Raw genomic sequence first — 9,221 nt, 5'->3', positions numbered from 1 at the left:
CCCACTCCATATTTAGCTTCTTATGTCCTTACACTTTTACAACTACTTTATAAATCCCTTATCTCCGTAAACGGTTACACCTAGTATTGCTAAAACCCTAAACTTTATCCAGTTCTACCAGCAATTTAACAACTTCTGAATGATCAGAGTCATAATGTTTTTTAAAGATAGGTAAAGCCTGCTCAAGTAACTCCTTTTCTTGTGTTTACCTAAAGCCCCATGAACGATACCTAGGTTTGCAAGTATAATAGCAACTTTTAAATGGTCAGGTCCATAATGTTTTTCAAAAACAGGTAAAGCCCGTTCAGGCAACTCCTGTTGTTTTTTAGGGTTACCTAAGCTAAAGTATCCATGACTTATCAATATTAACAAATACACAAGATAATCCTTCTCCATTGTCTATTTTTTAAAGGATTTTCTTCTAGCCAATTATCTGTGTGTGATAAGAACGTTTCTAAATGCGGCAATAATTGTCGTTTCTAAGTATAATCTTCTAATTTATCCCTGTCTTCAGGGAGGCTTTTTTTTAATAATTGAAAAACAGTTTTTATATCTCTTTTAATTTTCTACTTTCCTCTGACTTTAGCCTAATTGTATCTTGTACTAAACAGTGAATAGAAATACTCTATTTGCTCATTGGATACTAGCATCAAATATCTCAATAATATACCTAATACTTCTTTTCAAAAGGTTTTTTTCAGAATTGCTCTCTACAACTCCAGGAAATATTCTTGGCAAATTTGGGGGAATATCATTGTCTAAATATGCAAAGGCTACTAACAACTTGCTTACTAGTTTAGATTCATTACAAATTGCATTCATTGTAATATCCAAGTAATAAACACAGGCTCATGGTTAGAATCCTTAGGCAGTGTTTTATAAGATAATAAATAAAGCTTCCTTTCTGCGTAAATTTCTAAGTAACGTAAGATGGTCATTTTGTTTTCTTTGATGTAAGCGCAGGCCTGAGCCAAAGCCAAAGGTAAGCTACCTAATTTTTCTGCTAATGTGCCTATATTTGGCCTAGCACTTTCTGAAACATGACCTGGAATTTTCTTAATGTACGATTCTGATTCTGGAGGAGTAAAAACGTCTACACCTATACTTCCTTATGACCATTCAGTATTACGGAATGTAACTATTATTTTACTGCCTTTTGTAGGCCTTAATTTAGAAATGACTTCATAATTTGGTACATTATCATAAATCAACAACTAGACTTCACGTTTAGAATCTTTAGCCAGTTTTTCACATAATAAGCTCGCTGTGTGGTAGGAACTTTGTCGTCATCGTGAATAATGTTTAATGTTCTTCCAAACTTAACGTACTCACTGGTTAGCTGATTTTTGTCTTTTATATTAAACTAACATACTCCCTGTATTCTTTCCCATGTTTTTGAATGAAGTCTAGCACTGACTGTGTTTTACCTATTCCACCTAGACCATACAGAGCAGTTAATATGACAGGCTCATTTTCTGTTTTTAGATGATCTAATATTTTTTCATTAAGGTATTCTCGTTCAATGAAATTTCTATTATCTATTTTAGGTGGAATGTTCCACTGTTCAAATAGACTCTCTCTAGGTTTGAGACTATAAAGATGTTTTATAGCTTCCTTAAAATAATTATCTTTTCTTGTTAGATAAGAAACTTCGCTATCCTATTATTCCCACCATCTTCTATCTTCCCACGTGCGAAGTCAAAAACCATGTCAATGTCTTTCTTGTCTGATATTTTGTATATATTCCCCATTTCTTTCTTAATAATATCATCTGAGTGGTTAGGTTGATTAACTACAAACCTTATTCTAAGTAGAAAATCTTCTATCTTATTGTCACTATCACAACTGAAGTATTTTTTCAGTCTAGTATGATTTTTTATTTTGTAGCATGTTCCTTTTTGACCTTCATAGATGCTTAAAATACTATTATCTGTTAGACTCTTTCAAATACTTTTCTAATATCTCTATGCTATATTGCTTTGCTCGACCTTTTTTTAATTCACGTTGACATTAGTATGAATGACAAGTGTAGTATTGCTGTCTTGAAACTCAGTGTTTTACTTAATCTTAAGGTAAGGTTCAACAAAATATTTGTTCAATCTGAAATCCTCTTTCTGCCGCTTTCTATTGTTTCCATCAGTAAACAAATCTTCAAAAGTAATATTTTTTGAGGCACTATGTGTATTGCAGTGCTTAGCTTGGACCAGGACAATTCTCAATTTATTTTCCTAATTTTATTCTCAAAAGAAATATCATCAAAGGCTCTAAGACCTCCTATGTTTAGTGCTAACCAAAAGTCAATTTCACCACTTAGCCCGTGGAATAGGTACAGCATTGATAATTTTACTTCATACTTACAACCTTTATCACTCTTGACGTGCCAGCTCTTTTCTTAAATGTAGGATTAACAAGTACTTCAAACCGTTTATTTTCTATATTCATACCCTACTAAACCTACAAGTCACTCCATCCTGTAAAAAATTAAAGATTACCAGATACCTAAAGTAATGCAATAGAATCTTTAGTGTTTTGATAGAAGGCCTTTGAGAATAGGAATTGCTTGTAACTCTTAATTTGAAAAGATTTCCTAGGTCTTGTCGACATTAAGAATAGTGATATAATGGAACCTTTAGTTATGAGGTAAAGAGAATGCTATAAGATTTAAAGGATGAGCAATAGGAGAAAATATAAAGACAGTCTACTAGGTAAGAAAGGGGGTAAAGGAAGAAGTACCAAAAAATAACAGGAAATTCATAGTTGCAGTAATGTGAATAGGTAGAACAGGGCGACATGGAGAGCATTACCAGCTGGGCATTGGAAAATGGTCTAGTATACATAAACGTTTTATAAGATGGGGAAAAACTGGTATTTGGCAGATGATTTTCAATATATTAGCTGTTAATAAAGACCCCGGGATGGCTCATGATAGACTCAACAGTAATCAGAACACATCAATATGCTGCCGGTACAGGAAAAAAATGTGGAAACTGGTAGATAAGAACAAGAGCTGGGACGATACAGAGGAGGCTTTTCAAGCAAATTACACGCTGCTTGTGATGCTCTTGGTAATCTACTGAAGTTTTTCGTTACTGCTGGCCAGAGATCTGATTATTCAAAAGCTTTAGATCTGATAGATGGTGGATATGTGGAAGCACTTATTGCTGATAAAGGCTACGATGCAAACTACGTGGTTGAGGTAGCAAAAGCTGTGAACGTTGAACCTGTTACTCCATCACGTTCCAATAGAAAATACCAAGAGAATATGATAAAGAGTTATATAAAGAGAGGAATTTAATTGAGAGAATGTTTAACAAAATCAAGCATTTCCGTAGAGTTGCCACTCGTTATAACAAACTAGCTATGGCATTTTATCATTTGTTCATCTCACTAGTATATATCTCTGGCTGAAATAAATGTCGACACTACCTAAATCTAATATATCATTGCTGCGGACTACGTTTGGTAATATAATCTCATATTAAATAGACGTTACTTAAGTTTATGTCAGGTTTTACTATAATTTTAACAATTGTTCTTATATTTTTCACTTTTATATTGTCGTTTTTTTTAAAAAGGACGTTTGGGTCAACAAATAAAAAGATAATAAAATCCTTCAGAAAGATTGTTGAACAAATTAATGCACTAGAGCCAAAAATGCAGAGTTTATCCGATGAGGAGCTTGCTAATAAAACCGAGGAATTCAAACGAGAATTGAAAAATGGAAAAACATTAAATGATCTTCTTGTACCTGCATTTGCGGTTGTGCGTGAAGCCTCTCGCAGATTTCTTAATATGAGACACTTCGACGTTCAACTAATTGGTGGGATGGTCCTTCATAGTGGCATGATATCAGAAATGAAAACAGGAGAGGGGAAGACACTAGTTGCAACCCTAGCTGCATACCTAAATTCCTTAGAAGGAAAAGGCGTGCATGTCGTGACTGTTAACGACTACCTTGCGAAACGAGATACAGAATGGATGAGTAAATTGTATAACTCTCTTGGAGTTTCTGTTGCATTTATCACGAATGATTTGACAGATGAAGAAAGGAAAGAGGCTTATAGTGCAGATATCGTATATTCAACAAACAATGAACTTGCCTTTGATCACTTGCGGGACAATATGAAATTTTCTCAAGAAGATATGGTTCAGAGAGGCTTCAATTATGCGATAGTAGATGAAGTGGATTCCATATTAATTGATGAGGCGCGTACTCCACTTATTATTTCTGGCCCGGTTGAGGAAAACAATCAAATATATAAGCACATAGATAAAGTAGTTACTAAATTAGTTGACTCTGATTATGAAGTAGACGAAAAGGGTAGGGTAGTATTCCTCACTGAAGATGGTATTTCACGAGTAGAGGAACTACTCAGATCATATAATCTCATTTCTGAAAAATCCTCGCTCTATGATGCTGGCAACATGATAATGACTCATTATATAGACCAAGCATTGCGTGCACATAAGCTGTTCACTGCTGATAAAGATTATATAGTAAAGGATGGCAAGGTGGTAATTATTGATGAGTTTACTGGGCGTATGATGGAAGGCAGGAGATATTCTGATGGTCTTCATCAGGCACTTGAAGCGAAGGAGAATCTTGAAATTCAGTATGAAAACCAAACTCTAGCATCGGTCACGTTTCAGAATTACTTTCGTATGTACAATAAGCTTTCTGGTATGACGGGAACAGCGGCAACAGAAGCAGAAGAGCTTCGCGATATATATAGACTAAATGTAGTGAAAATTCCTACTAATGTGACTGTAAAGAGAATAGATGTTGATGATGAAATTTATGGTACAGAAAAAGAAAAATTTAATGCTGTGTTGAAGTTTATAAAAGAGTGCCACAAGCGCCTTCAACCAGTCCTTGTTGGTACGGTAAGTATTGAAAACTCTGAAAAACTTTCTGCACTTTTGCGAAATCATTCTCTTAGGCATTCAGTGTTGAACGCTCGTTATCACGAACAGGAAGCATACATAATAGCACAAGCTGGAGTACCAGGTAATATTACTATAGCAACTAACATGGCAGGGCGTGGAACTGATATTCAGCTTGGCGGAAATGCTGGAATGATAGCAAAAGTGGAGCTGAAAAAGATCAAAAATGCTGATGAAAGAGAAAAAAAATACCAAGAAATAATCGAAAGAGTAAAAAGAGATAAAGAAATTGCTATGAAAGCTGGCGGTTTATGTGTTATTGGAACCGAAAGGCATGAAAGTAGGAGGATAGATGATCAATTACGTGGCCGTTCTGGCCGTCAGGGTGATCCTGGACTTTCTAAGTTCTTTTTATCGCTTGAAGATGATTTAATGAGAATATTTGGCTCTGATAGAATGAGAAGCTTTTTAAAAAGAGTGGGGCTAAAGAACAACGAAGCTATTCATCACCCATGGATCAATAAAGCACTGGAGAAAGCGCAGAAGAAAGTTGAAGCTAGGAACTATGATGTGCGGAAATCCCTACTTAAGTTTGATGATGTGATCAATAACCAACGCAAAGTTATTTTTAAACAGAGAAACCACATTTTAGGCAATGAAATTAATGATCTGTTTGAAGTGTACAGTGAAGTAAATGAGAGTGTGATGGAAAGTATAGTAAAAGGTGGTTATTACGAAGATTATGTTGAAGATATAGCCAAAGAATTTCATATGAGGTATGGCATAACACTTGATAAAAAAGACTTGGCAAAGTTTTTGAACAAACAGGAAGCTTTGGATTATATAGATGGTAAGATAAAAGAATTCTTTACTGAGAAAGAAAAATATTTCAATAGCCAGCAGACTACAGATTTGTGGAATACTATAGTAAAGCAAGTGATGATCATGACACTTGATCATTTATGGAGGGAACACCTTTCAATTCTGGAGAGCTTAAGGCAAAGCATAAGTTTACGCGCTATGGGGCAGAAGGACCCACTGAATGAATTTAAACGCGAGGCTTTCTTGATATTTGAGTGTATGCTTGAAAAGGGGAAGGAGCTCACCATTCATCGTCTAGCGCACTTTAAGTTGGTGAATAACCAAGAAGTAGGTGGTAGGTTGCACCCTACTAGAAAAGACAATCTTCCCAAAGTTTCAAGAAACGATAAATGCCCTTGTAACTCAGGAAAAAAGTACAAACACTGCCACGGTGCGATTACTGTGGTGAGTTAGTAACACCGCTGGTTGCTTGCTCACATATGCTAATCTCTTTTAACGTGTTTGATAGATTCTTGTGATTCCTCTTTTGTTTTTTTAGGAAGATCTAGGCTCTTTCTCTAATGACTCCATTAATTTCTTGATTTTATTTGATGCAATAGCTATTCCAATTGCAGCTACAATTAGGAATAATAGTGCTGTAATCATTATAGATAATAAAGAATTTGCTGTCATTGGTAAAGATAACAGAGAATCTATTTTAGTTATTGGGGCAGCACAACAAGGCCAATTCCAGTTACGGTATTTCCAATAGATAAGCCACCTAGGCACATAGTGGCTTTTATGATTTGCTTATATCGCGATTATGTGGACCTTGGGGTGAGTGAGTTTGTTATGAGAGCTGCAGTTAACGTTACTACAGAGATGCTGTCAACAATTCCATCTTTATCAAAGGTGAAAAACTGATCAAGGTACTTAGAGTGCAAGACCTATTAAGATGCTTACTATAGCTTCTATTATTGCTGCTATTCTCACTATCATTAAATAACTCAAACCAAACACTTTGCTCCTTTTTTATACTTACAGTTTTTTAGGTTTATCTTGTATTCTAAAATTTATATAAGTATTTTGCATGCTATAAATAGTGTTTCATCAGTTTATTTTATAGAACTGTTAGTTCTCAGCTTAGTGCTGTTTGCGCAGGTTCCAAGTGCAAGTGTCAAGCTAATCAGATTATAGTAGGTAATGTAAAAAGACTAATTAGCGCTCTTTATTATTGGTATCGTCTTCAGTAAAAGCTTCCTCCCATGTGCCTTGGGTTGCTGCACGGCTATATTCTGTTACTCTATTTTCAAAGAAATTCGTATGTTCAACACCATTTAGTATTTCATCAAGCCAAGGAAGAGGATTGTCATTAATATCATATATGGGCTTCAGGCCCAATTGCATTAACCGTCTATTTGCTATATAGCGTATGTAATTACGCACCTCTTCTGCAGATAGTCCTTCAACGTCTCCTAAGTCAAAGGCAAGCTTTATGAATTCATCTTCAAGTCCAACAATAGTGCGACATGCAGAATATAGTCCCTCTTTGAACTCATCATTCCAAATTTCGTTATTCTCTTTAATAAACGTATTGAATAAATTGATAATTGAGTTAGTATGCAAGGTTTCATCACGTGCTGACCAGGCGATTATTTGTCCCATGCCTTTCATCTTTCCAAAGCGTTGAAAATTGAGCAAAATTGCAAATGATGCAAATAACTGCAATCCTTCGGTGAATGCACCAAATACTGCCAGAGTTTTAGCTACATGCTTTTTATCGTGTTTTTTACTTTCCTCAAATTCTAGCATGTATTCATATTTCTTTCTCATAGCATCATATTTTAAAAATGCTTGATACTCACTTTCTGGCATACCAATTGTGTCTAAAAGATAAGAATAAGCTGCAATGTGTATGGTTTCCATGTTGGAAAAGCTTGCGAGCATCATGCATATTTCCGTTGGTTTAAATATGTTTGAATAATGCCTCATGTAGCAGTTGTTTACTTCAATGTCTGCTTGAGTGAAGAACCTAAAAATCTGAGTCAGTAAATTTTTTTCCACATTCAAAAGTTTAATTTTCCAATCCTTCACGTCATCAGCAAGCGGAACTTCTTCGGGTATCCAATGTATTCTTTGCTGTTGTAACCAAGCATCATACGCCCAAGGGTAATTAAAAGGTTTATATATTGGATCTGCTTCTAACAATGACATAGAATACCTATTACTTTCTAAAGTAAATATTATATTAAGCGATATCAAAAATCAGTCAATTTAACTTTTACAAAATTTGACGACAGGTAATTTATTAGTGTATTGTAACTTTAAGCTATTTATCAATAGAGATGCGAGTACTAATATTTCTTATTTTGTTGTTTTTAGTAAGCTGTCACACTATTCACAATCACGGAGCTCCAGGCATTAGTATTGAATTGTGGAACAAGATAAAAGTAGGTGATGATAAAGAAAAAGTGATTCACACTCTAGGATCACCGACATTGATATCTAAATTCGATGAACATATCTGGTACTATATCTCATATAAAGTTAAACAGGTTAATTTCTTAGGAAAGAGAAAATATAGTAGTAAATCTCTGCAAATTTCATTCGATCAGGATGATAAAGTTACAAATGTAGAAGAAATTGATGTTTTAGAAAGGTCTTTGGCTGTTGTTGATTGAAAATTTGCTGCTGTGGAGTTTCTCTGTAAAAAATGAAATTTTACTGTGCACTACTGATGTTATTCCAGTGTGTGACACACAACTGCACGAATATTGTGATTTGATATAGACCAGATAGCTCATAGAAATACAAAAATTTGCTTGACAGGTTTTAATAGTCTTCTTATCATAGTATTAAAGCTATTTATTACTTGTCTTCATAATTTGTGCAGGTTAATGACAAAAAATTTAGGGTATTGGGTACATCATATTTAACTTTTTGTACTATGTGCACCTTATGTCTTTATATAAATCTGGGTTTTTGCCTATATAAGTTGAAATATGCTTATAAAGCGTTTAAGATAGTAGAAAATGTCAAATTGATAAGGGAGTATTTGAATACTAGCTATCCTAGGTTTTTTTTGCCTTTTTTCCTGCTTAGATAAGTTTCTTAACATTAGGTTAGTTGCATAAAAATAGCTGAGTCATAGCGTTTAGGATAGAAAACGCCAATATTTGAAATACATATAGATAACTAGCCAACCACGGGGTTTTCTTTTACCTTTTTTTCTATTTAGTAAATTTCTTAGTATTTATATCTGAAGCAATTTAGAAACAAACGAAAATGGTGTCACGCACTGGCATGACAAGAAGAGGGTACTGGAATGACAGGAGAAGGAAGCACTGAGGTAACAAAAAAGAGATACTAGAATTACACTCTTCCCTCTTAGACTTAAATCACAACATTTATGTAGTCGTGTATCAGCTATTTTCATGACAGGAAGAAAGTGCTGAAATTACGTATCCATTCAGCGGAGTAGCAAAATAAGATAGACAAGGTAGTATAAAAGATAACGATAGAGCAAAAGTAAGGTA

General features: G+C 34.6%; 9 protein-coding genes. 6 read left to right on the top strand and 3 right to left on the bottom strand.

The annotated features are described in order from the left end of the window. Window positions 1–114 precede the first annotated feature (114 nt). Window positions 115–396 (bottom strand): tetratricopeptide repeat protein, encoded by a 282-nt coding sequence (locus CCY16_RS05960; protein ID WP_245800683.1) that lies wholly within the window; start codon window positions 394–396, stop codon window positions 115–117. Between the two features lie 237 nt (window positions 397–633). Beyond that, a complete protein-coding gene (locus tag CCY16_RS05955; RefSeq protein ID WP_245800680.1) occupies window positions 634–822 on the bottom strand; it encodes a hypothetical protein in 189 nt (62 codons plus the stop codon). A gap of 237 nt (window positions 823–1,059) precedes the next feature. Between CCY16_RS05955 and CCY16_RS06615 the strand changes: the two genes are divergently transcribed. From CCY16_RS06615 to CCY16_RS06610, 5 genes are all read left to right on the top strand, one after another. Further along, complete coding sequence (locus CCY16_RS06615; RefSeq protein ID WP_281250491.1) at window positions 1,060–1,188, top strand: hypothetical protein; 129 nt, start codon at window positions 1,060–1,062, stop codon at window positions 1,186–1,188. Window positions 1,189–3,007: 1,819 nt separating this feature from the next. Further along, window positions 3,008–3,295 (top strand): transposase, encoded by a 288-nt coding sequence (locus tag CCY16_RS05760; protein ID WP_088414302.1) that lies wholly within the window; start codon window positions 3,008–3,010, stop codon window positions 3,293–3,295. A gap of 206 nt (window positions 3,296–3,501) precedes the next feature. Then, window positions 3,502–6,159, top strand: coding sequence for a preprotein translocase subunit SecA (gene secA, locus CCY16_RS01095; protein WP_088414298.1), 2,658 nt, complete (start codon window positions 3,502–3,504; stop codon window positions 6,157–6,159). A gap of 124 nt (window positions 6,160–6,283) precedes the next feature. Next, window positions 6,284–6,457, top strand: coding sequence for a hypothetical protein (locus CCY16_RS05485; protein ID WP_179946016.1), 174 nt, complete (start codon window positions 6,284–6,286; stop codon window positions 6,455–6,457). Between the two features lie 29 nt (window positions 6,458–6,486). Then, window positions 6,487–6,609 carry a hypothetical protein gene (locus CCY16_RS06610; protein ID WP_281250490.1) on the top strand — a complete coding sequence of 41 codons (123 nt, stop codon included), beginning with the start codon at window positions 6,487–6,489 and terminating at the stop codon, window positions 6,607–6,609. 294 nt (window positions 6,610–6,903) lie between these two features. Here the strand turns inward: CCY16_RS06610 and CCY16_RS01090 are convergent, their stop codons facing one another. Continuing rightward, window positions 6,904–7,899: a ribonucleotide-diphosphate reductase subunit beta gene (locus CCY16_RS01090; protein WP_011256466.1), complete on the bottom strand. Its 996-nt coding sequence runs from the start codon at window positions 7,897–7,899 to the stop codon at window positions 6,904–6,906. Between the two features lie 131 nt (window positions 7,900–8,030). On the opposite strand from CCY16_RS01090, the gene CCY16_RS01085 reads away from it, so the two are divergent. Continuing rightward, window positions 8,031–8,366 (top strand): outer membrane protein assembly factor BamE, encoded by a 336-nt coding sequence (locus CCY16_RS01085; protein ID WP_088414296.1) that lies wholly within the window; start codon window positions 8,031–8,033, stop codon window positions 8,364–8,366. Window positions 8,367–9,221 lie beyond the last annotated feature (855 nt).

This window comes from Wolbachia endosymbiont of Wuchereria bancrofti, assembly GCF_002204235.2.
Taxonomy (GTDB): Bacteria; Pseudomonadota; Alphaproteobacteria; order Rickettsiales; family Anaplasmataceae; genus Wolbachia.
Note: the sequence above shows the minus strand (reverse complement) of the source record. Positions and strands in the feature narration are given on the sequence as shown.